Source organism: Phreatobacter aquiterrae (genome assembly GCF_053471285.1).
The window spans coordinates 188,566-209,601 of sequence record NZ_JBJPHW010000008.1 but is presented as its reverse complement, the minus strand read 5'-3'; the positions used below and the strand labels follow the sequence as shown (position 1 = coordinate 209,601).

Below are 21,036 nucleotides of genomic sequence, written 5' to 3'. Positions count from 1 at the left end.
GAAGCGGGCGGCAGGCCTTCTGCCGCCCGCCACACCGTGGCTAGACCGGAGGCTCGTGTTCAGGCCTGCACCTGTGCCGCAAAGGCTCGCGCGATCTCGTCCCGGCGCGCCACCCAGACCCGGTCGCCGAGCACTGCTAGCCGCTCGGTGATCCGGGTGAAGGCGGCGAAGCGGCCCGGCCGGCCGCAGATCCGCAGGTGGAAGCCGATGTTGAGAAGGCGCGCCTGCCCCCGCGCCGCCTCGGCGAGCAGCACCTCCAGCGCGTCATCGACATAGTCGACCATGTCGCCCGCCCGCACGAAGCCATTGGGGTGGAAGAACTTCATGTCGTTGCTGTCGAGCGCATAGGGCACGACAAGGAGCGGCCGCGCGCCCGACCGGTCCCAGTAGGGCAGGTCGTCGTCGAAGGCGTTGGACGTGTAGAGAAAGCCCTTCTCGACCAGCAACTCGCGCGTCCAGGCGCTCTCGGCGCCCCGGCAGAAGAAGCCGGCGGGCCGCGCGCCGCAGACCCTCTCGATCACGGCGATGCAGCGCTCAAGATCGGCCGCCTCGGCCTCACGCGTCGGATAGTCGGCATGGGGCCGCCAGCGCCAGCCATGGACGGCCGCCTCATGGCCGCGGTCGGTGGCGGCTCGGGCGAGATCGGGCGCCCGCTCCACCGCCCGTCCGCAGAAGAGGAAGGTGGAAGCGAGACGCGTCCGCTCCAGGGCGTCCAGCATGCGCCACAGCCCGGCCCGCGTGCCGTAGGCGAAGATCTGCTCCAGGCCGCGGTCCCGCGTGCCCGGCTCGACGACGCTGATGACCTCGCCGAGCCGCTCCGACACCGGATCGCCGTCGCCGACCTGCAGCTCCGCGCCCTCCTCGAAATTGACGTTGAGGGAGACGGCGAGGCGCGCGCCGTTCGGCCAGCGGATGTCCGGCCAGCGTCCGCCATAGCCGAAGAGATCGCGGATCTCCCGATCAGCCATCGCGGTGCTCGAAACGCGCGCGCAGGGTCTCCGGGATGCCGGTGCAGGCCTTGGCGGCAGGGCGGCGGAAGGTGCCTTGCGTGGCCTTGGCGGGCTTCAGCGCGGCAAGCGCCTCCGCCTGCTTCACTGCCGCCTGGATGCCATCGACGAGGGGCACCGGCACGCGGTCGCGCACGATCTGTGCGAGCCCTGACAGCGGCGCTCCCGCGAGAATGACCACATCGGCCATATGGTCGGCGACGACCCGGTTGGCGAGTTCAACCAGCGCCGCCTCCTTCTCGTCCTGAACATCCGCGATGGAGGCGAAGGCGCCCTGCAGCGCGAAGATGCCGGCACATCGGCCACGCAGCCCGTTCCAGTCGAGGCACTCGTTGTACCAGGGCACGAGGCCGCCGGAGAAGGTGACGATGGCGAAGGAGCGCCCCAGCATGCAGGCGGTCAGCATCGCCGCCTCCGCCATGCCGACGACGGGAATGTCGAAGAGTTCGCGCGCGCCGCCAAGGCCGGGATCGCCGAAGGCCGCGATTACGGCCGCGTCGACCTCGTGGTGGGCTTCCGCAAGCATCTCCAGCGCCACCGCCGAGCCGATCACCGCGTCGGCGCGGGTGGCGATATAGGGCACGCCGCGCGGCGCGGTCATGGCGACGAGGTCCGTCGCGGGCGCCTTCACCGCCGCCGCGGCCGCCATGAGCCGGTCGGTCACTGCCTCTGTCGTGTTGGGGTTGGCGATCAGCAGCCGCATCGGTCAGGCCTCGAAGGCGGAAAGGGCCGGACGCGGCTGCCAGGGCGGGAGGCCGAGGCCGGCGCGCCAGTGGTGGGCGATGGCGTCGCGCCGTGCAAACCAGACGCCGGGCGTCGCCGCCATGTGGTCGAGCAGCCGCTCGAGCCCGTCGATGCGCGCCGGGCGGCCGATGATGCGAAGGTGCAGGCCGATGGACAGCATGCGCGGCTCCTCCACGCCCTCCTGCATCAGCCGGTCGAAGGCGCCGATGCAGTAGCGGGCGAAATCGTCGGCCTGCACGAAGCCTCCACCCGGCTGGAAGCGCATGTCGTTGGTGTCGAAGGCATAGGGCAGGATGACGAGGTCGCGGTCGCCGTCGTGGTGCATGAACGGCATGTCGTCGTTGTAGGCGTTGGAATCGTAGAGGAAGCCGCCGTGCTCCATCAGCAGGCGGCGGGTGTTGACGGATGTCGCCGATCGCGTGTGCCAGCCGACCGGCGGCGCGCCGGTCGCGTCGGCAATCGCGCCGACCGTGCGGCCGATGGCCTGACGCTCGGCGGCCTCCGGCATGTGGACATGCTTCTCCCATCGCCAGCCGTGACAGGAGATCTCGTGGCCGTCCGCAACCGCCTCTTCCGCCAGCCAGGGCGACACCGCGATGGCGCGCCCGCAGGCATTCAGCGTCGCGGTTACGCCCCGCTCGGAGAGGAGCTTGCGGATGCGCGGCCAGCCCCGGCGGGTGCCGTATTCGTAGTGGCTCTCCATGCAGAGGTCGCGCGAGCCCTCGATCCGCTCCACCGCCTCGTAGATGAACTCATTGGCCTCGTCCCCGGCCCCGAGCGAGAGCTCCGCCCCCTCCTCGACATTGACGACGATGGACACGGCGAGCCTTGCGTCGCCCGGCCAGCGGATCTTCGGCGGCGATGCGCCATAGCCGCGAAAGTCGCGGTCGGTGGCGGGAACGAAAGGCGCTGGGGGCATCAGAAATCCGCGAGGCGCCTGAGACCGACCAGCCTGTCGCCGATGATGAGCGCGATCACCGCCAGCAGGATGAGCCCCGTCGAGATCGCGGCGATGACCGGGTCCGGGCGCTCCTCGACATATTGCAGCATCTGGATGGGGAGAGTCTTGGTCCAGGCGTCGGTGAAGAAGATGGAGATCGGATAATTGTCCATCGAGGCGAGGAAGGCGAACATGGCCGAGGTGAGGAAGGCCGGGGCGAGCGCCGGCACCATCACCTTGCGCAGCGCCTTGCCATAGGAACAGCCGAGCGTGCGCGCCGCGTCGATCAGCGTGAAGTCGAAGAGGCTGAGCGCCGCCAGCACCGTGCGCACCACATAGGGCATGGTGATCACCACATGGGCGACGAGCAGGCTCGGCCAGGCCTCGCGCAGGCCGACCGCCTTGAAGCCCTGCAGCATGGCGATGCCCACGACGAGGCCGGGAAGCATCAGCGGCGAGACGAGGAAGGTGGCGATGGCTTCGCGCCCCCCGAAACGTCCGCGCACCAGCGCGATGGCGCAGAGCGTGCCGAGCACCAGCGAGACGAGAGTCGACAGCGCGGCGATCTGCACGGAGGTCGCGAGCGACGACCACAGGCCCCGCGTGGCCGGCAACTGGTTGTACCAGCGCATCGACCAGCCGGGCGGCGGCAGGGTGAAGACCGCCGACGAGCCGAAGGACACCGCCACCGTCACCACCAGCGGCGTCATCAGGAAGACGATGGCGAAGATCGCGACGGCCCAGACGAGGGCGGAGGAGGCCTTCTCGAGCGCCGTCATTGCGAGCCTCCCAGACGCTTCGCCAGCCAAGACGAGGCGACGACGATCGACACCGCCATGACCAGCAGCACCACCGCCGTGGTCGATCCCAGCGCCTCGTTGCGCATCAGCAAGAAGGAGCGGCCGGTGAGCGTTGCCAGCATCTGGAAGCGGTCGCCGATCAGCAGGCTCGGGATGACGAACATCGACACCGACATGGAGAAGACGAAGGCGATCCCCGACACGAGCCCCGGCAGGGTCAGCGGCAGGAAAATGCGGCGGAAGCGGTAGAGCGGGCTCGCCCCGAGCGTTGCGCCGGCCTCCGACAGGCGCGGGTCGATCAGCTTCACCACCGAATAGATCGGCAGGATCATGAAGGGCAGGAAGACATTGGCCGCGCCCATGACGAGGCCCGTCTCGGTGAAAAGCAGCCGCTGCGGTTCGCTCCAGATGCCGGTGCCGACGAGGAACTGGGAAACGACGCCGTCGCGCCTCAGCACGATCTGCCAGGCAAAGGCCTTGACCACGACGCCGATAGAGAGCGGCAGGACGATCGCCACCAGGAGCGCCACCTGCATCAGGCCCTTGGCGCGCGCCATGGCGATGGCGACGGGGAAGCCGATGAGCAGGCAGACGAGGGTCGTCATCAGCGCGATGCGCAGCGTGTTCCAGATGACGCGCCAGGAATAGGGATCGGCAAAGAACTGGACGAAGAGTTGGAGCGTGAAGCCCTCGGGCCCGGTGACGCTGCGCGCCAGCAGGAAGACCAGCGGCAGCGCATAGACGAGGCCGAGATAGGCGACGGCGGGTGCCGCCAGCCAGCCGATCGGGTCCTTCTGCGCCGACGCGCTCATGCCACCCTGTCCGGCATCGGATAGAGCAGCGTGTCCGCGACGCGCCAGGACAGCGCGAGTTCGGCGCCGGGCGCGATTCCTGCCGGAATGCCCGCGACGCTCTCGATCTGGATCGGTAGATCGGGCGGCGCATCGAAGTGCGCCTGCACGCGCGAGCCCTGGAAGACGACGTCGGTCAGCTTCGCCCTGATGGTGTTCTCGGCCGTGTTCTCGCCGAAGGCCATCAGCTCCGGCCTGACAGCGACGAGCACCGGGCTGCCGGTCACGAAGCGGCCGGGCGCGCGCACCCGGCCATGCGGCGTGTCCACCGCCACCTCGCCCTCGCCGGTCGTCGCGGCGACCTTGCCGGCGATGCGGGTGGACAGGCCGACGAACTCGAGCGCGAAGGGCGTCGCCGGCTTCTTGTAGATGGTGTCGGGATCGGCGAGTTGCTCGATGCGCCCCCGGTTCATGACCGCGATGCGGTCCGACATCATCAGCGCTTCGTCCTGGTCATGGGTGACGAAGATCGCCGTGGTGCCGACCTCGCGCAGCAGGCGTTTGAGCTCGATCTGCATGGTCTCGCGCAGCTTTCGGTCGAGCGCCGAGAAGGGCTCGTCGAGCAGCATGAGCTTCGGTTTGACCGCAAGCGCGCGGGCCACAGCCACGCGCTGCTGCTGGCCACCGGACAGCGCGCGCACCGAGCGGTCGGCGAAGGCGCCCATATGGGCGAGGTCGAGATAACGGGCGACGGTGGTCCTGATCTCGTCCTTGGACGCTCCGCGCGCCGCGAGCCCGAAGGCGACGTTCTCGGCGACCGTCAGGTGCGGGAACAGCGCGTAGCTCTGGAACACGACCCCGACGCCGCGGTGATGCGGCGGCTTCGTCGAGATGTCCTCGCCGTCAAGGACGATGGCGCCGGAATCGGCTGCCAGCAGCCCGGCGACGATGCGCAGCAACGTCGTCTTGCCGCAGCCGGACGGGCCGAGCAGCGAGACGAACTCGCCCGGCGCGACGCCGAGGTCGACGCCGTCGAGTACCATGGTCCCGCCGAAGGACTTGGCGGCGCGGCGCACATCGAGAAATGCGGGGGTCTCTGCCATGGGTGCACCGGACAGGCGGCGCCGGAGCGCCGCCCGCCGTTCAGGGTCACATCGACATCTCGCGGTCCCAGCGCTTCACCCAGTCGTTGCGGTTCTCCGCGACGAAGGCCCAGTCGAGGGTGTGGATGGCGACGTCGGTGGGCATGCCGGGCGGTGGCGGCACGTCGACATTGGTCGGCAGCGCGAAGGTCGGCGGCGCGATCTTCACCTGGATCTCCGCGCCGAGCAGTTCGTTGACGTAGGCGAAGGCGAGATCCTGGTGCGGACCGCCCTTCACCACCGCGATGCCCGACGGCACCGGGAAGATGCCCTCCTTCGGCGCGGCGAGGCCCAGTGGCGCGCCGTCGAGGCGGCGCTGCAGGGCGAAGGAGGACAAGGCTCCGACGATCATGTGCGCCTCGCCCTGCTCGAGGAGCGAGAAGGCCTGCGGCATCTGGTTGTAGACGGTGAGCAGGTTGGGCTTCAGCGAGATCAGCTTCTTGAAGCCGGATTCGGTATCGCGCGTCGCCTCGGGCATCGGCTTGCCTGTGGCCAGGTGCGAGGCCATGAACAGGTTCGGCAGGCCTTCCGTGTTCTGCAGCGAAGGGATGATGATACGTCCCTTGTACTTCGGGTCATAGGCCTCGGCCCAGGAGGTCGGTGGCGTCTTGATGACGTTGGTGTTGTAGGCGATGCCCTGCCAGGGCTGAAGATAGTTCGCCCACTGGCCGTCCATGTGAACCGTGCCCGGCTTCAGCTTGGCGAGGTTCGACGCCTTGGCGGCGGTGATCGGCTCGAGCAGGCCCTCGCGCACGGCCAGGATCATCACCGGATCGTCCATCTGCACGACGGACAGATAGGGCCGGTCCTTGTTCTTCTGCATCTTCTCAAGATTCACCAGCGAGCGGGTGCCCTCGAAGGTCAGCTTGGCGTTGTACTTCCGCTCGAACAGCGGCGCGACGTGCGTCTCGACCCACGCCTTGTGGCTGGCGGCGCCGCCCACCACGATCTCGCGCACCTGGGCGCGCAGGACGGACGGGGCGCCGAGCGTCGCCGCCGCGCCTGCGCCAAGGCCTGCGAGCAGACTGCGCCGGTCGATGCCGTCACGGATGATGCCTGCCATGATGAACTCCTCTCGCCTGGTCGCGGCCGCTACCGGGCACGCGCTGTTGTCGGAAGAGGGTTCAGCAAGAGCCGTGCCGCCCGCTGACCAGCGATCAATGGTTCGGCATCATCAATTTTGCCTATTTCTTAGGCTAACCTCTGGCGCGCCTTGGGGCAGCTTTACCGGGGAAGTGAAACCGCTGATCAGACAGCTCCGGCGAGTTCGGCCTCGATTGCGGCCGCCAGTCGCAACAGGTCCCTGTCACGCCCCCGCGGCATGACGACCTGCAGGCCGAGCGGCAGACCGGCGCCGTCGGAACCGCAGGGGATCGAGATCGCCGGCTGGCGGGTATGGTTGAACAGCGGCGTGAACACGGCATGGCCGCGCGGACCGACGGGAACACCCGCGATGGTCGCCGGTCCGAGTTGCTCGACAGGCCAGGCCGCACAGGGGGTCGTCGGCCCGATTGCCGCCAACAAGCTATTGTCCGAGAAGAACTTTGCGCCGGTGATGGCAACCTGTTCGGACAAGAGAAGCGCCTTCGCAACGTCGATTCCCGCAAGGCCCAGACCCGCAGCGATCTGCGCACCGAGATCGGGATCGATTAATCCCGGCTCCAGCGTCCAGGCCTCGCCGTGGAGAGCAGCGAGGCCGCTCTGCTGGATCGCACCGAGACCGGCTTCCGCCGCCCCGGCCGGCCATGCGGGGTCGCAAGCGACCATCGAAAACCCGGCTTGTTCCAGGTGCATGGCACACCGGGCGATCGCCGTGGCGACGTCCGGCTCCACGGGGACGTCGAGGCCCCATTTTGGACTGTATGCAATACGCATTCGATGAGGCTCCTCCCCGCTGTCGGGCAGCAGAAGCGCGGAATGCGGGTCGGTTCGGCTCGGCCCCGCCATGACCTCGAAGGCGAGCGCAGCATCCGCCACCGTCCGGGTGATCGGACAGATGCAGGAGATGTCTAAGAAGGGCTCCTCGAAGCCGGGACCATAGGGAATGACGCCGAAGGAGGGCTTGAAACCGACGAGGCCGGTATGGGCAGGCGGGCGTCGGCTGGAACCGCCCGCATCGGTGCCGATGGCGAACGGCACCATGCCGCTGGCGACCGCCGCCACAGGGCCGCCGGAGGAGCCGCCGGGCGTCGTCGCCGTGTTCCACGGGTTGCGGGTCGCGCCGTGCAGCAGGTTGGTCGTCTGCCCTTTGGCGGCGAATTCCGAGGTGTTGGTGATGCCGATGACGACCGCTCCGGCCGCCACCAGTCTCGCGACGGCCTCCGCGTCCTCGGGCGCGATGAAATCGCGGAAGAGGTTCGACCCCTGCGTGATCGGCCGACCCTTGACCCAGATATTGTCCTTGATGGCCACGGGCACGCCGGCCAGCGGCAACCGCTCCCCCGCCGCGACGCGGGCATCGACAGCCGCGGCGCGCCGGGCGACGTCCGCCGCATCCACGGACGTGAAGGCGTTGATCTCCCCGTCCAGCGCCTGAATGCGCGCCAGAGCCTTCCCGGCCTCGGCCGTCGCGGTGCTTCTGCCCGCGTTCACGGCAGCCGCGATCCGGGCGAGCGAGGGCCAGAAGGCGAAGGCCTCTTTCATGTCGAGCGGCATGGCGAACCTCCTGCGGAACTGGCTCGCGCCAGCCAAGCAAGAGGCGCGCCGTCCTTGCAAGCGGTTGGCGGGCCCTCATCGCGCGACGTCGGCTTGGCACGGGCGTTGCAGGTTCGACCGGGCACACCGACCAGGAAAGTTTCGTCCGCCGATGACCATCGCCGCCCCCGCCCGGCTTGCCGCCCAGCCGCTCACGCTGGACGGGATCACGCACAGCTATGGCGCGGGGCTCGCGGTCGACAACGTCACGCTCGAGGTGAAAGGCGGCGAGCTCGTCGCCCTCCTCGGACCGTCGGGCTGCGGCAAGACAACCCTGCTCAGGATCGTTGCCGGGTTCATTCAGCAGACCAACGGCAAGGTGATCATCGGCGACCGGTCTATCGACGAGCTTCCGCCCAACCGTCGCGAGATCGGCATCGTCTTCCAGAACTACGCGCTCTTCCCGCACATGACGGTGGCCGAGAATATCGCCTACGGACTCGCCGCCCGCGGAGAGAGCCGCGCCGTGCAGGCTGACCGTGTCCGGGAAATGCTGGCGACCGTCCGCATGGAGGGCTTCGCCGACCGCAACCCGCGCCAGCTCTCCGGCGGCCAGCAGCAGCGCGTCGCGCTCGCCCGGGCCCTCGCCATCCGCCCTCGCATCCTATTGCTGGACGAGCCCTTCGCCGCGCTCGACAAGAACCTGCGCCTCGACATGCAGATCGAGATCAAGCGGCTGCAGCGCCAGTTCGCCCTCACCGCCATCATGGTCACCCACGACCAGGACGAGGCCATGTCGATCGCCGACCGCATCGCGGTGATGAGCCAGGGCCGCATCGAGCAGCTGGGATCGCCGGTGGAGATCTACGACGAACCGGCGACGCTCTTCGTCAACAATTTCATCGGCTCGAGCAACCTGATGCAGGGGCGCATCGAGGCTGTAGAGGCAAATGGCTACCGGGTCGCTCTCGACAACGGCGCCGTCTGGACCCTGCCGTCAAAGGGCCGTTTCGAGGCTGGCGCGCCGGTGCTCGTCTCCGTTCGCCCGGAACAGATGACGCTCGCCGACGAGGCGGCGCCCGATCGCTTCCCCGTCGAACTGAAGCTGAGCCTGCCCATCGGCGGCGCGCTCATCCACGACGTCACCGCCGCCGGCGGCGAGGCCCTCAAGGTCGCGGTGCCGCGCCGCCCCGGCGCTCTCTCGACCGGACCGGGAACCGCATTCGCGGCTCTCGCCGCGCATGCCCGCCCGTCCCTCTTTCCCGCAGCATCGTCCTGAGCCCTGACCGGCCACACACGAGGAGCATCCGCATGACCAAGCTCAACCGTCGCGACATTCTGGCCGGCGCCAGCGCGCTCGGCCTTGCCGGCCTCCTGCCCGGCGCCGCCCGCGCCTCGGGCAGCGTCACCGCCGCCATCTATCCCGGCACCTGGGAAGAGGCCTATCGGGGTGTCGTAGCCCCGGCGCTGAAGAAGGCGGCGAATGTCGACATCGCCTTCGATTCCCTGTTCGCCGTCGATCAGGTGGCCAAGGTGCGCGCCGCCCGCGGCGTGCCGCCCTTCGACTGCTTCGTGCTCGATCCGGGCCCGGCCGCGGCCGCCCAGGCCGCCGGCCTGTTCGAGCCGATCGATGCCTCCAAGCTGACCAATGCTGCGAAGATCCCCGCCGGCCTCATTAAGTCGCACGGCGTTACCTGCAACGCCCAGGTGGTCGGCATCGCCTACAATCCGAAGAAGTTCCCGACGCCGCCCAAGGCCTGGACCGACCTCTTCGCCGCGCCGTTCGTCGAGCGGCTCGGCCTGACCGGTTTCCAGACGACCTTCGGCACGGTCTCGTTGATCGAGATGTGCAAGGCCTTCGGCGGATCCGAGGCCAACATGGAGCCGATCTTCGCGGAACTGAAGAAAGCCGTGTCCAAGGCGGCCGCCGTCGCCGCGCCGGCCGCCATGCCGGGCCTGTTCCAGCAGGGCCAGATCGACGTGATGTACACCAACACCAACACGGTCGCGATCCTGAAGGGCCGCGGCGTCGACATCGCCTTCGCGACCCCCGCCTCCGGCGCCATCACCTTCCAGACCACCCTGCACATCGTGAAGGGCGCCGAGAACGTCGCCAACGCCTACAAGTACATCGACACGGCGATCTCGGCCGAGGTGCAGAACCTGCTGCAGCGCAGCCCCTACAATATGATCCCCATCAACAAGGACGTGACCTTCGTCGACACGCTGGACGTCAAGTCCATCGACGACCTGTCGAAGATGGTCACGCACGACTGGACCAGGATCAATCCGCAGCGCGCCGGCTGGATCGAGCGGTTCAACAAGGAGATCACGAAGTAAGGCGCGCCCCCCGTGTCCGCAGCCGCAGCCGTATCGGGCGCCTCGCCCGTCCGGGATGCCGTCGAGTGGCGCCTCGCAGCGCCGCTCGGCCTCACCTATGCGGTGTTCTTCGCGGCGCCGTTCCTCATCCTGCTCGGCATCAGCTTCTACGCCGATGCCGAGCAGACCCGCCTCGGCCTCGACAGCTGGGTGAAGTTCTACACCGACGCCTTCTATCTCAAGGTGATCTTCGACACGTTGAAGCTCGGCGTCCTCGCCGTCGTCGCCACCACGATCCTCGCCTATCCGCTGGCGCTGGTGTTCCGCGCGTCGTCGCCGCGCGTGCAGCGTGTCCTCATCTTCATCATCCTGATGCCGCTGCTGACATCAGTTGTCATCCGCACCTTCGCCTGGATCGTGATCCTGGCGCGCGAGGGCGTGATCAACCAGACCCTGATGACGCTCGGCCTCACCGCGACACCGCTCAACCTGCTGCAGACCGAACTCGGCCTCGTCATCGCCCTGACGCAGATCGAGATGCCGCTGATGCTGCTGCCGCTTCTCACCATCATGAACCAGATGGACCAGAACCTCGTGGACGCCTCGCGCGCCCTCGGCGCATCGAAGTGGCGCACCTTCTTCCGGGTCATCCTGCCCCTGACGCTGCCGGGATGGATCGCCGGCGCGACGCTGGTCTTCGCCTCGGCGACGACGGCCTTCATCTCGCAGTCGGTGATCGGCGGCGCACGGCTCGTCTACCTGCCGGCGCTGATCTGGCAGCAGTCCATGGTGGTCTACAACTGGCCCTTCGCCGCGGTCGCCTCGCTCACCCTTCTGTTCACGGTGCTGACCGGCATCATGGCGCTGAGCTGGCTCGGCCGCTTCGCGAAGACGACCTGAGGCGGGACCATGTCGCAGCGCTCCACACCGGCCGACGTCAGCTTCAACCTCACCGTGGGGGTGATCGCCGGCATCGCCATCCTGATCCTCGTGGCGCCGGTCCTGATCGTCATCGCCACCTCCTTCACCACGACGCAGGCGCTGCGGTTCCCGCCGCCGGGCCTGTCGCTACGCTGGTATGGCGACCTCTTCGATCCGGTGCGGTCCGCGCCCATCCACAATGCCGCGCTGAACAGCATCTGGGTCGCCGGCTGGGCGACGCTGATCGGCTCCGTGCTCTCGGTCCTCGCCGCCCTCGCCATCACCCGCGTCAGCCGTCCGTCAGCGCGGGCGCTCGAGGCGAGCTTCCTCTCGCCGCTCGTGCTGCCGACGCTCTCCTACGGCCTTGCCGCGCTGATGTTCTTCTCGGTGCTCGGCATCCGCCCCTCGCTGAATCTCCTGATCGCCGGCCACCTCGTCGTCATTGCGCCCTTCGTCTTCCGCACAACGCTGGCGAGCCTCACCCAGCTCGACCCGGCGCTGCTCGAGGCCTCTTCCAATCTCGGCGCCAGCCGCTTCTATTCCTTCCGCCGCATCACCCTGCCGCTCATCGCGCCCGGCATCGCGGCCGGCGCCTTCCTCGCCTTCATCGCCTCGATGGACAACGTGCCGGTCTCGCTGTTCCTGTCGACGGCGCGCACCTCCATGCTGCCCATTCGCATGTGGGGCATGATGGAATCGACCCTCGACGTGCGCATCGCCGCCATCGCCGGCGTGCTCATCGTCGCCATTCTCATCCTCATGGTGGTGATGGACCGGTTCACCGGCCTCACCCGCCGCATGAGCGCCTGACCCCGGAGCCCCGCCATGACCGTGCCCTACGACCGCGACCTGATCGGCTACGGCGCCAACCCGCCCGATCCGCAATGGCCGGGCGGCGCCCGCATCGCCATCAACTTCGTCATGAACTACGAGGAGGGCTCGGAGCCCTCCGTCCAGGATGGCGAGGGCTTCACCGAGACGGCGCTCACCGAATCCAGCAGCCTCAACATGCCGGTGAAGGGCCGCGACCTCGCCGGCGAAGGCATGTTCGCCTATGGCAGCCGTGTCGGCTTCTGGCGCCTGATGCGCCTGTTCCAGGAGCGCGGCCTGCCGATGACCGTGTTCGGCTGCGCGCTGGCCCTGGAGCGCAATCCTCTGGCGGCAGCAGCTGTCCGCGATTCCGGCTTCGACGTCTGTTGCCACGGCTGGCGCTGGATCAAGCACTACGAGCTCGACGAGACCGAGGAGCGCGAGCACATCGCGAAGGCCGTCGCCTCGCTCAAGGCGACCGTGGGCGAGCGCCCGCTCGGCTGGTACTGCCGCTATGGGCCGAGCGTGAACACCCGCAAGCTCGTCGTTGAGGAGGGCGGCTTCCTCTACGATTCCGACGCCTATGACGACGAACTGCCCTACTGGAAGGTCGTTGACGGCAAGCAGCACCTCGTCGTGCCCTACTCCCTCGTCAACAACGACGGCAAGTTCGGCTCGGGCTTCTTCGCCACCTCCGCCGACTATTTCGAGTGGCACAAGGATGCCTTCGACATGCTCTACGCTGAGGGGCGCACACAACCGAAGATGATGTCGGTCGGCCTGCACATGCGCCTCATCGGCCACCCGGCCCGCGCGGCGGGCCTCGCCCGTTTCCTCGACTATGTGCAGTCCCACGAGGGCGTCTGGGTGACGCGGCGGCTCGACATCGCGCAGCACTGGGCGAAGACCCATCCCTTCCAGGGGCAGTAACCGCGTCAGACACGGGCAAGTCCGGAACAAGGAACCGGACGGCGGCGTCGCGCCGATCGGCCTTGCCGTCTTGTGACCACGGTTCGCGCTATAGTGACGGCGCGATCCGGCCGCACCCCCGACAGGTCAGGGATCGCCTGACACTGATCGGAGCCGCTGACGGCGGCTCCCCGGCAAGGAATGGGTGCGATGGCGACTTCGAGCGACAGGACGGCCGAGATCATCCCCTTGCCGAAGGCCGTCGCAGCCGACGCCGCGATGCGAACCGATCCCCCAAAGACGTCCCGCGAAAATCCGCTCGACCGCAAGCTCCATGCCCTCGCCGCGCGCATGACCGGAGGCGTCTCGGCGCTGGCGCTGGCCGGCGCCTGGTTCGACTGGGCCTCCCACCTCGCCGTGTCGCCGGGCCGGCAGATGGACCTCGCAACGCTGGCTATGCAGAAGGCGGCCCGCCTCGCGCAGGAGGCAAACCCATTCCAGGATTGCGAGCCGCCCTGCCGGAATGCGCGCGAGAGCGACCGCCGATTCCGCGACGATGCCTGGACACAGTGGCCCTACCGGCAGTTCGCCAGCGCCCACCTCGCGGCCGAAGCCTGGTGGGACGCCGCCACCCGCGGGGTCCACGGCGCCTCCCCCGAGCATGAGGCTGTCGTCGGCTTCGCCGCGCGCCAGTTGCTCGACTTCTGGTCGCCGTCCAACTTCATCGCCACCAATCCCGAGGTGCAGCAGAAGGCCCTGCGCACAGGCGGCCAGTCGCTCGTCGAGGGATACCGTCACTGGCTGGAAGACATGCAGATCGCGGCAACGGGAGCGCCCGCCGCCGGAACCGAGGCGTTCAGGGTCGGCGAGACCGTCGCCGTGACCCCCGGCAAGGTGGTGGCGCGCACGCCGCTGGCGGAGATCATCCAGTACGCCCCGACGACCGCCACCGTTCATGCCGAGCCCATCGTGATCGTGCCGGCCTGGATCATGAAGTACTACATCCTCGACCTCCGGCCCGAGAACTCGCTGATCCGCTACCTTGTCGGGCAGGGATTCACGGTGTTCGTCGTGTCCTGGAAGAACCCGACGGAACAGGACCGGGACGTCACCTTCGACCAGTATCGCGCCGACGGCGCGATGGCGGCGATCGAGGCAGCCACCCGCATCACGGGGGCTGGCCGCGTCCATGCGGTCGGGTACTGTCTCGGGGGCACCCTCATGGCGATCACGGCCGCCGCCATGGCCCGCGACGGGGACGAGCGGCTCGCCAGCCTGACGCTTCTCGCCGCCCTGACGGACTTCCACGAGGCCGGTGAACTGCGGCTCTTCATCAACGACAGCCAGTTGGCGCTGCTCGAGGACATGATGGAGGAGCGCGGCTATCTGGAAGGCCCCCGCATGATGGGCACCTTCAACCTGCTGCGCTCCAACGACCTCATCTGGTCGCGTATGGTGCGCGAATACATGATGGGCGAGCGGCGCCGCCTCATCGACATCATGGCCTGGTCGCTCGACGCCACGCGCATGCCGGCCCGCATGCACGCGGAGTACCTGCGCTCGCTCTATCTCGACAATGATCTCGCCGAGGGCCGCTTCCAGGTCGACGGTCGCACCATCGCGCTGCAGGACATCCGCGTTCCGGTCTTCGTCCTCGGCACGGAGTGGGACCACATCGCGCCCTGGCGCGCCGTCTACAAGATCCACCTGTCGCTCGACACCTCAAGCACCTTCGCGCTGACCAATGGCGGCCACAATCAGGGGGTCGTGTCGCCGCCCGGAACCGAGGGCCGCGTCCACCGGCTCGCCACCCGCCACGACCACGAGCGCCACATGGACCCGGAGACCTGGCTCGCCCGGCACCCGCCGCGCCAGGGCACCTGGTGGACCTCCTGGGTGACCTGGCTGGAGACCCATTCTCCGGGTGCTATGGCCGCCCCTCCCCCTCTCGGCAAGGCCGTGGCGGGCTACCCCGTCCTGGCCGATGCCCCCGGCAGCTACGTCCGCGCCACTGGCTGAGGAGGTCCGATGTCCTTCCGCGCGTGGCTCGGTGTGATCAACGCCTCGCTCGCCGCGACGCGCCATTCGCTCGATACCATGGAGCGTCTGGCCGCCGGGTGGGAGACCGACGCCGCCGGGCGCACCGCTGATCCGTGGCCCTGGACCAGCGCCAACACCGTCGTGCGCGACCTCGCGACGATGCGGGTGCGCGAGTTCGCAACAGGCGCGAAGGGACCGGGCGTGATCCTCATCGCGCCCTATGCCCTGCATACGGCGACGATCGCGGATCTCGCCCCTGGTCACAGCATCATCGCGGCGCTGCTGGGAGCGGGCATTGCCCGCATCTGGCTCACCGAATGGCGCAGCGCCGATGCCACCCGCCGCCATCAGTCGATCGACGCCTGCCTCGCGGACCTGAACGTGGTTGTCGACGATTTCGGTGTCCCGGCGCCGCTGGCGGGTCTGTGCCAGGGCGGCATGCTGGCCGCGATCTTTGCGGCGCGCTTCCCGGACAAGGTCGACCGGCTGGCCCTGGTCGGCGCGCCGATCGACGTCGCTGCGGCGCCCAGCATGCTCACCGCGACTGTCGCGCAGACACCCCCATCGGCCGTCGACGCCATGCTGGCCCAGGGCGACGGCCTCGTGCGCGGCCGGCTCATGACGGACCTGTGGCCGAGCGCGAATGCCGGCGACGAGGCCCTCGCCGCGATCCTCCAGCGCCGGAGCGTGCCCGCCCCGCTGCGGGAGCGCTACCTGTCGTGGAACGGGGATGTGGTGGACCTGCCGGGCGTATTCTACCGCGAGACGGTCGACTGGGTCTTCCGCGAGAACCGGCTGGCCGAGGGCAGGTTTCCGGCGTTGGGCAAGGAGGTCGGCATCGCCGCGATCCGCTGCCCGCTCTTTCTCGCCGCGGCCGCAGACGACGAGATCGTCAGCCCGCCGCAACTCCTCTCGATCGCCACCCGCGTCGCCTCCCGGCCCGGCGACATCGTGTCGCGAACCGTCCAGGGCCGGCACCTCAGCCTGTTCATGGGGCAGCAGGTGCTTCGCCGGACATGGCCCGAGATCGCAGCATTCCTGTCGCGAAGTCCCGCCCGGACGGCCGCGATGCGGAAGCGCAAGACGGGCCGCAAGGGCGAGGGCAGCAACGCTCCCTCAGAGCGGGCGCGGCGGGGCGGCCCTACCCCTGACGCCTGAGGAACCTTGTGATGGTCACCGCCTGCCAGATGCCGGCGGCGTGAAACGGATCGGCCCGGTTGAAGGCCTCCACATGGGCGCGGTCCGGCGCCTCGACGAGGAACAGGCTGCCGATCATCGCCTCGCCGTCGTCGCTCATCAGCGGGCCGGACATGAGGATCCTCACCCCGTGGGCCGAGGTGTCGGAGAGAAAGGCCTTGTGGGCGTCGTAGTACGTGAGCCGGCTGGGCAGGGCCCCCGGGCGATCCAGCGCGTGAATGGCGAACAGGATCGTCATGACCCCCTCCCGGGCTGCGGCGCGGTGCCGATGGCGAAGCCGGCAAGGAAGCGGTCGATCGCCCTCTCGATCACCGGCATGACGTCGTCCGGCGTCGGCAGGTGGTAGATGTGCCGGCGGATGCCGAGATAGACGATGCCGCCGTGGAGGTTCCACAGATCCTCCACTTCGGGCACCACAACCCCCCTCGCCGCGGAGCGCACCTCCTCCAGCAGCGGGGCCAGCAGCACGTCGCGCACATGTTCGAGGTAGCGGCGGTTCAGGGCCTCGCCGGCGAGGCCGGCGGCCATGAAGATGCGCATCCACTCATAGGTGAAGATGGCTCTCGTGTACTCGCCATAGAACGTCAGCATCCGCTCGCGTAGCGGTCGGGAGCGATCCGCGATCAGCCCCGGCCAGTGCGGCGCCATGCGGTCGAGATAGACCCGCGCGAAGACAGCCTCGAGGATCTCCGTCTTGCTGCGGAAGTACTGGTAGAGCAGCGCCTGGGTGATCCCGGCGCGCTTGGCAAGGTCGCGCGTCGTCCCGGCGAGGCCGACTTCGGCGAAGTAGCAGACCGCCGCATCGACGATCTGCTCGCGCCGCGTCTCGGGCGCCAGCCGCCTCCGTCTTGCGGTCAGGACCAGGCCGTCCGCCATGCGTCTTTCCCCCGAGGATCGAACGATATCCGGAAGGCACTTGACTCAGCGCCTCAACGTCGTTGATCATTTGACCAATTAAAGAATACGGGCCGCGGCGCCGGAAGGCAATCGACCGACGGCCGCGACGGGGAGACGTACCATGAAGTGGCCGGCGATGGGCTATGCCCGCGTCGAAAGTCTCGGCGAGCTGTGGAGCGCGATCGACGCCGCAGGCCCCGAGGCGCAGATCCTGGCGGGCGGGCAAAGCCTGCTCGCGACGCTGTCGTTCCGCCTGTCGGAGCCCTCCGGCCTCATCGACATCACCCGCATCGCGGCGCTCAAGGGCATCGCGGTCACCGGCGATATCCTGCGCATCGGCGCGCTGACGCGCCATGCCGATCTCGGGCGCAATCCGCTGGTCGCCACGCACGCCCCGCTTCTGGCGAAGGCCGCTCCACTTATCGCCCATCCCGCCATTCGCAACCGCGGGACCATCGGCGGCAGCCTGGCGCTGGCCGATCCGGCGGCGGAGTTGCCGGCCTGCGTCGTCGCGCTTGGAGCGACCGTCGTCATCGCCTCGAAGGCAGGCGAGCGGCGCGTTGCGGCTAAAGACTTCTTCCAGGGGCTGTTCTCGACCGACCTCCAGACCGGCGAGATCATCGCCGCTGTCGAGGTGCCGGTTGCGACCGCGGCGAGCCGTCACACCATCGTCGAGGTGACGCGCCGCTCCGGCGACTACGCCATGGCGGGCCTTGCGGCCGTGCTGTCGATGCAGGCCAATGGCCACGTGGATGCGGCCCGCCTTGTCTTCTTCGGTGTCGGCTCCGGCGCCGAGATCGCGATGGGCGCTTCCGCCGCCCTCGCCGGCCGGCCCCTCGGCGAGGCGTCCATTGCCGCCGCGCAGGCGGCGCTCGCCGACGATCTCGATCCGCCGGGCGATCTCCACGGCGGGCCGGAACTGAAGCGGCACCTCGCCCGCGTGCTGACCGGTCGCGCGCTCAACTCTTTCCTGGCACCGGCGGAGCAGGCCGCATGAACCGCCGCATCGACATTGCCCTGACTGTCAACGGCGAGCGGGTGACCCGCAGCGTCGACACGCGCATCCATCTCATCGACTTCCTGCGCGCCGAACTCGGCCTGACCGGCGCCCATACGGCCTGCGAGCACGGCGTCTGCGGCGCCTGCACCGTCCGCGTCGACGGCGATCCGGTGCGCGGCTGCCTCGTCATCGCCGCGAGCCTCGACGGCGCCGTGGTCGAGACCATCGAAGGCCTGTCCGACACCGGCGAAATCCGCGACCTGCAGGAGGCCTTCGTCGCCCGCAATGCCTGCCAGTGCGGCTATTGCACGCCGGGCATGCTGGTGACGGCAGCCGACATTCTCGCCCATGCGCCGGACGCCTCGCGTGAGGAGATCCGCGAGCACATCTCGGGCAACTACTGCCGCTGCACCGGCTACCAGTCGATCGTCGATGCGGTCGAGGACGTCCTGAAGGCGCGCCGCACGAGCGAGGCCGCCAGATGAACGAGATCGTCACCCCCCAGTCCCTCGGGCTCTCCCGCGAAGACCTGCCGAACTCCTATATCGGCCGCGCCGTGCCGCGCCCGAACGCGCGGAAGCTGGTCGAGGGCCGGGCCACCTACACCGACGACGTCACCCTGCCGCGGCTCGTTCACGCCGCCTTCCTGCGCTCGCCCCACGCCCATGCGCGCATCATCTCGATCGATGCGAGCGAGGCCCTGAAGGTGCCGGGCGTTGTCCGCGTCTTCACCGGCGCCGACCTCGCCAGGGTCTGCGATCCCTGGGTCGCGGTGCTGGCCCATCTCAAGGGCATGAAGTCGGCGCCGCAGTATCCGTTGCCGCTGGAGCGCGCGACATGGCAGGGCGAGGCGGTCGTTGCCGTCGTCGCCGACACCCGCGCCGCCGCCGAGGATGGCGTCGCCGCCTTGGCCGTGGCGTTCGAGCCGCTGCCGGCGCAGGTCGACATGGAGACGGCGCTCGCCCCCGGCACGGTCGTCATCCACCCGGAGCTCGGCGACAACCTCGTCTTCACCCGCACCGCCGAGACGGGTAATGTCGAGACCGCCATCGCCGGCGCCCACAAGGTGGTCGAGGCGACCTTCCACACCGGCCGCCATACCGGCGTGACGCTGGAGCCGCGCTCCATCATCGCCGACTACAACCGCGCCGACGGCACGCTGACCGTGCATCATTCGACGCAGGCGCCGCACATGATGCAGAACGTCTTCGCCACGCAGCTGCGCATGGCCGAGGGCGACGTCCGCGTCATCTGCAAGGATGTCGGCGGCTCCTACGGCATCAAGGTCCATGTCTATCCCGACGAGATGGCGGTCGCCTGCATGTCGCGGATCATGGGCCGCCCCGTGAAGTTCATTGCCGACCGCTTCGAGGCCTTCGGCAGCGACATTCACGCGCGCGACCACCGCATCACGGGGCGGCTCGCGGTCGACGCGGAGGGACGTTTCCTCGCCTTCGACATCGACGATCTCACCGGCATCGGGCCCTACTCGGTCTATCCACGCACCAGCGCGGTCGAGGGCAACCAGGTCGTCAATCTCTGCGGCGGGCCCTATGCCTTCGACAACTACCGCTGCACAACCACCGTCGTGCTGCAGAACAAGTCGCCCACCTGCCAGTACCGTGCCGTCGGCCACCCCATCGCCACGGCGGTGACCGAGGGGCTGGTCGACCTCGCGGCGGAGGCGCTCGGCATGGATCCGGTCGAGATCCGCCGCAAGAACCTCATCCCCGATGACGCCTATCCCTGCACCTCGCCGGCCGGCATGCGGTTCGAGGGCCTGTCCCACCACGCGTCCCTCGACAAGCTGCTGGAGATGGTCCCGGTCGAGCGCATCCGTGCCGACCAGGCCGAGCAGCGCAAGAAGGGGGTCTATCGCGGCCTCGGCTTTGCCAGCTTCATCGAGCTGACCAACCCCTCGCCCTTCATGTACGGCATCGGCGGCGCGAAGATCTCGGCGCAGGACGGCTGCACGGTACGCATGGACCCGGACGGCTCCGTCGTCGCGCTCTCCGGCGTCACCGAGCAGGGCCAGGGCACCGAGGCCATCCTCGCGCAGATCGTCGCCCACGGCGTCGGCGTGCCGGTGTCGAAGGTCAAGGTCGTCACCGGCGATACCCAGACGACGCCCTATGGCGGCGGCACCTGGGCCTGCCGCGGCGCGGGCATTGGCGGCGAGGCGGCGCTGCAATCGGCCATCGCGCTGAAGGAGCAGATCCTCCAGGTGGCCGGCGCCATGCTGCAGGCGCAAGCCTCGAGCCTCGACATCGTCATGGGCGAGATCGTGGACAAGGCGACCGGACAGTCGCGCATGCCGCTCTCCGAGCTCGGCCGCATCGTCTATTACCGCGGCGACACGCTGCCGAAGGACCTCGCCCGCGAACTTGTCCAGACGCGCCACTACATCACCAAGGAATACCCCTTCGCCTTCACCAACGGCATCCAGGCGAGCTGGCTGGAAGTCGACGTCGAGACCGGCATGGTCAAGCTGCTGGAGCACTGGTGCGTCGAGGATTGCGGCCGCGTCATCAACCCGCTGCTCGTCGACGAGCAGGTGCGCGGCGGCATCGTCCAGGGCATCGGCGGCGCGCTCTATGAGCACTGCATCTACAACGAGGACGGCCAGCTCCTGACCACCACCCTCGCCGACTATCTCGTGCCGATGGCGGCCGAGATGCCGGACATGCACGTCGGCCACGTCGAGACACCGACGAAGGAATCCCTTCTCGGCGCCAAGGGCGCGGGCGAGGCCGGTACGGCCGGCGCACCCGCCGCCATCATGAACGCCCTCAATGATGCGCTGGCGCCGCTCGGCGCCAGGGTTTTCGCACAGCCCTTCACGCCGGAAAAGATCCTGAAGGCCGTCGGGATGATTGCATGAGCAT

At 68.7% G+C, this 21,036-nt stretch carries 20 protein-coding genes; 10 read left to right on the top strand and 10 right to left on the bottom strand.

The window, feature by feature from the left end; genetic code table 11:
- Positions 1–59: 59 nt before the first annotated feature.
- The 8 genes from ACJ4V0_RS14140 to ACJ4V0_RS14105 form a co-directional block, all read right to left on the bottom strand.
- Entirely contained in the window at positions 60–968 is a 909-nt protein-coding gene (locus tag ACJ4V0_RS14140) for a polysaccharide deacetylase family protein (protein WP_448300226.1), read from the bottom strand.
- Positions 961–1,710 (bottom strand): aspartate/glutamate racemase family protein, encoded by a 750-nt coding sequence (locus ACJ4V0_RS14135; RefSeq protein WP_448300225.1) that lies wholly within the window; start codon positions 1,708–1,710, stop codon positions 961–963. Before ACJ4V0_RS14135 ends, ACJ4V0_RS14140 begins: the two co-directional genes overlap by 8 nt.
- Before the next feature lie 3 nt (positions 1,711–1,713).
- Positions 1,714–2,670, bottom strand: a complete 957-nt coding sequence (locus ACJ4V0_RS14130; RefSeq protein ID WP_448300224.1) for a polysaccharide deacetylase family protein — start codon at positions 2,668–2,670, stop codon at positions 1,714–1,716.
- Positions 2,670–3,470 (bottom strand): ABC transporter permease, encoded by an 801-nt coding sequence (locus tag ACJ4V0_RS14125; protein ID WP_448300223.1) that lies wholly within the window; start codon positions 3,468–3,470, stop codon positions 2,670–2,672. The genes ACJ4V0_RS14130 and ACJ4V0_RS14125 overlap by 1 nt, the downstream gene beginning before the upstream one ends.
- Complete coding sequence (locus ACJ4V0_RS14120; RefSeq protein ID WP_448300222.1) at positions 3,467–4,303, bottom strand: ABC transporter permease; 837 nt, start codon at positions 4,301–4,303, stop codon at positions 3,467–3,469. The genes ACJ4V0_RS14125 and ACJ4V0_RS14120 overlap by 4 nt, the downstream gene beginning before the upstream one ends.
- Positions 4,300–5,385 (bottom strand): ABC transporter ATP-binding protein, encoded by a 1,086-nt coding sequence (locus ACJ4V0_RS14115; RefSeq protein WP_448300221.1) that lies wholly within the window; start codon positions 5,383–5,385, stop codon positions 4,300–4,302. The genes ACJ4V0_RS14120 and ACJ4V0_RS14115 overlap by 4 nt, the downstream gene beginning before the upstream one ends.
- A 46-nt stretch (positions 5,386–5,431) precedes the next feature.
- Complete coding sequence (locus tag ACJ4V0_RS14110; protein ID WP_448300220.1) at positions 5,432–6,487, bottom strand: ABC transporter substrate-binding protein; 1,056 nt, start codon at positions 6,485–6,487, stop codon at positions 5,432–5,434.
- 185 nt (positions 6,488–6,672) lie between these two features.
- A complete protein-coding gene (locus ACJ4V0_RS14105) occupies positions 6,673–8,079 on the bottom strand; it encodes an amidase (RefSeq protein ID WP_448300219.1) in 1,407 nt (468 codons plus the stop codon).
- Positions 8,080–8,230: 151 nt separating this feature from the next.
- On the opposite strand from ACJ4V0_RS14105, the gene ACJ4V0_RS14100 reads away from it, so the two are divergent.
- The 7 genes from ACJ4V0_RS14100 (at position 8,231) to ACJ4V0_RS14070 (ending at position 16,215) form a co-directional block, all read left to right on the top strand.
- Complete coding sequence (locus tag ACJ4V0_RS14100; RefSeq protein WP_448300218.1) at positions 8,231–9,337, top strand: ABC transporter ATP-binding protein; 1,107 nt, start codon at positions 8,231–8,233, stop codon at positions 9,335–9,337.
- A 32-nt stretch (positions 9,338–9,369) separates the two neighbouring features.
- Complete coding sequence (locus ACJ4V0_RS14095; RefSeq protein WP_448300217.1) at positions 9,370–10,398, top strand: extracellular solute-binding protein; 1,029 nt, start codon at positions 9,370–9,372, stop codon at positions 10,396–10,398.
- 12 nt (positions 10,399–10,410) lie between these two features.
- Positions 10,411–11,277, top strand: a complete 867-nt coding sequence (locus ACJ4V0_RS14090) for an ABC transporter permease (RefSeq protein ID WP_448300216.1) — start codon at positions 10,411–10,413, stop codon at positions 11,275–11,277.
- 9 nt (positions 11,278–11,286) lie between these two features.
- The gene (locus ACJ4V0_RS14085; protein WP_448300215.1) at positions 11,287–12,108 is read left to right on the top strand and encodes an ABC transporter permease; all 822 of its coding nucleotides are present in this window, start codon (positions 11,287–11,289) and stop codon (positions 12,106–12,108) included.
- A 15-nt stretch (positions 12,109–12,123) separates the two neighbouring features.
- Positions 12,124–13,038 carry a polysaccharide deacetylase family protein gene (locus ACJ4V0_RS14080; protein ID WP_448300214.1) on the top strand — a complete coding sequence of 305 codons (915 nt, stop codon included), beginning with the start codon at positions 12,124–12,126 and terminating at the stop codon, positions 13,036–13,038.
- Positions 13,039–13,227: 189 nt separating this feature from the next.
- A complete protein-coding gene (locus ACJ4V0_RS14075) occupies positions 13,228–15,036 on the top strand; it encodes a PHA/PHB synthase family protein (protein WP_448300213.1) in 1,809 nt (602 codons plus the stop codon).
- A 9-nt stretch (positions 15,037–15,045) separates the two neighbouring features.
- A complete protein-coding gene (locus ACJ4V0_RS14070) occupies positions 15,046–16,215 on the top strand; it encodes an alpha/beta fold hydrolase (protein ID WP_448300212.1) in 1,170 nt (389 codons plus the stop codon).
- Here ACJ4V0_RS14070 and ACJ4V0_RS14065 read toward each other — a convergent pair.
- Positions 16,199–16,486, bottom strand: a complete 288-nt coding sequence (locus tag ACJ4V0_RS14065; RefSeq protein ID WP_448300245.1) for a YciI family protein — start codon at positions 16,484–16,486, stop codon at positions 16,199–16,201. The genes ACJ4V0_RS14070 and ACJ4V0_RS14065 overlap by 17 nt on opposite strands.
- Positions 16,487–16,488: 2 nt before the next feature.
- Positions 16,489–17,130, bottom strand: a complete 642-nt coding sequence (locus ACJ4V0_RS14060) for a TetR/AcrR family transcriptional regulator (protein ID WP_448300211.1) — start codon at positions 17,128–17,130, stop codon at positions 16,489–16,491.
- Between the two features lie 142 nt (positions 17,131–17,272).
- Between ACJ4V0_RS14060 and ACJ4V0_RS14055 the strand changes: the two genes are divergently transcribed.
- The 3 genes from ACJ4V0_RS14055 to ACJ4V0_RS14045 are packed head-to-tail and all read left to right on the top strand — an operon-like array spanning position 17,273 to position 21,032.
- Positions 17,273–18,148: an FAD binding domain-containing protein gene (locus tag ACJ4V0_RS14055; RefSeq protein ID WP_448300210.1), complete on the top strand. Its 876-nt coding sequence runs from the start codon at positions 17,273–17,275 to the stop codon at positions 18,146–18,148.
- On the top strand, positions 18,145–18,636 hold the full coding sequence (locus tag ACJ4V0_RS14050) for a (2Fe-2S)-binding protein (protein ID WP_448300209.1): 492 nt from the start codon (positions 18,145–18,147) through the stop codon (positions 18,634–18,636). The genes ACJ4V0_RS14055 and ACJ4V0_RS14050 overlap by 4 nt, the downstream gene beginning before the upstream one ends.
- A complete protein-coding gene (locus tag ACJ4V0_RS14045; RefSeq protein ID WP_448300208.1) occupies positions 18,633–21,032 on the top strand; it encodes a xanthine dehydrogenase family protein molybdopterin-binding subunit in 2,400 nt (799 codons plus the stop codon). Before ACJ4V0_RS14050 ends, ACJ4V0_RS14045 begins: the two co-directional genes overlap by 4 nt.
- Positions 21,033–21,036: the final 4 nt, after the last annotated feature.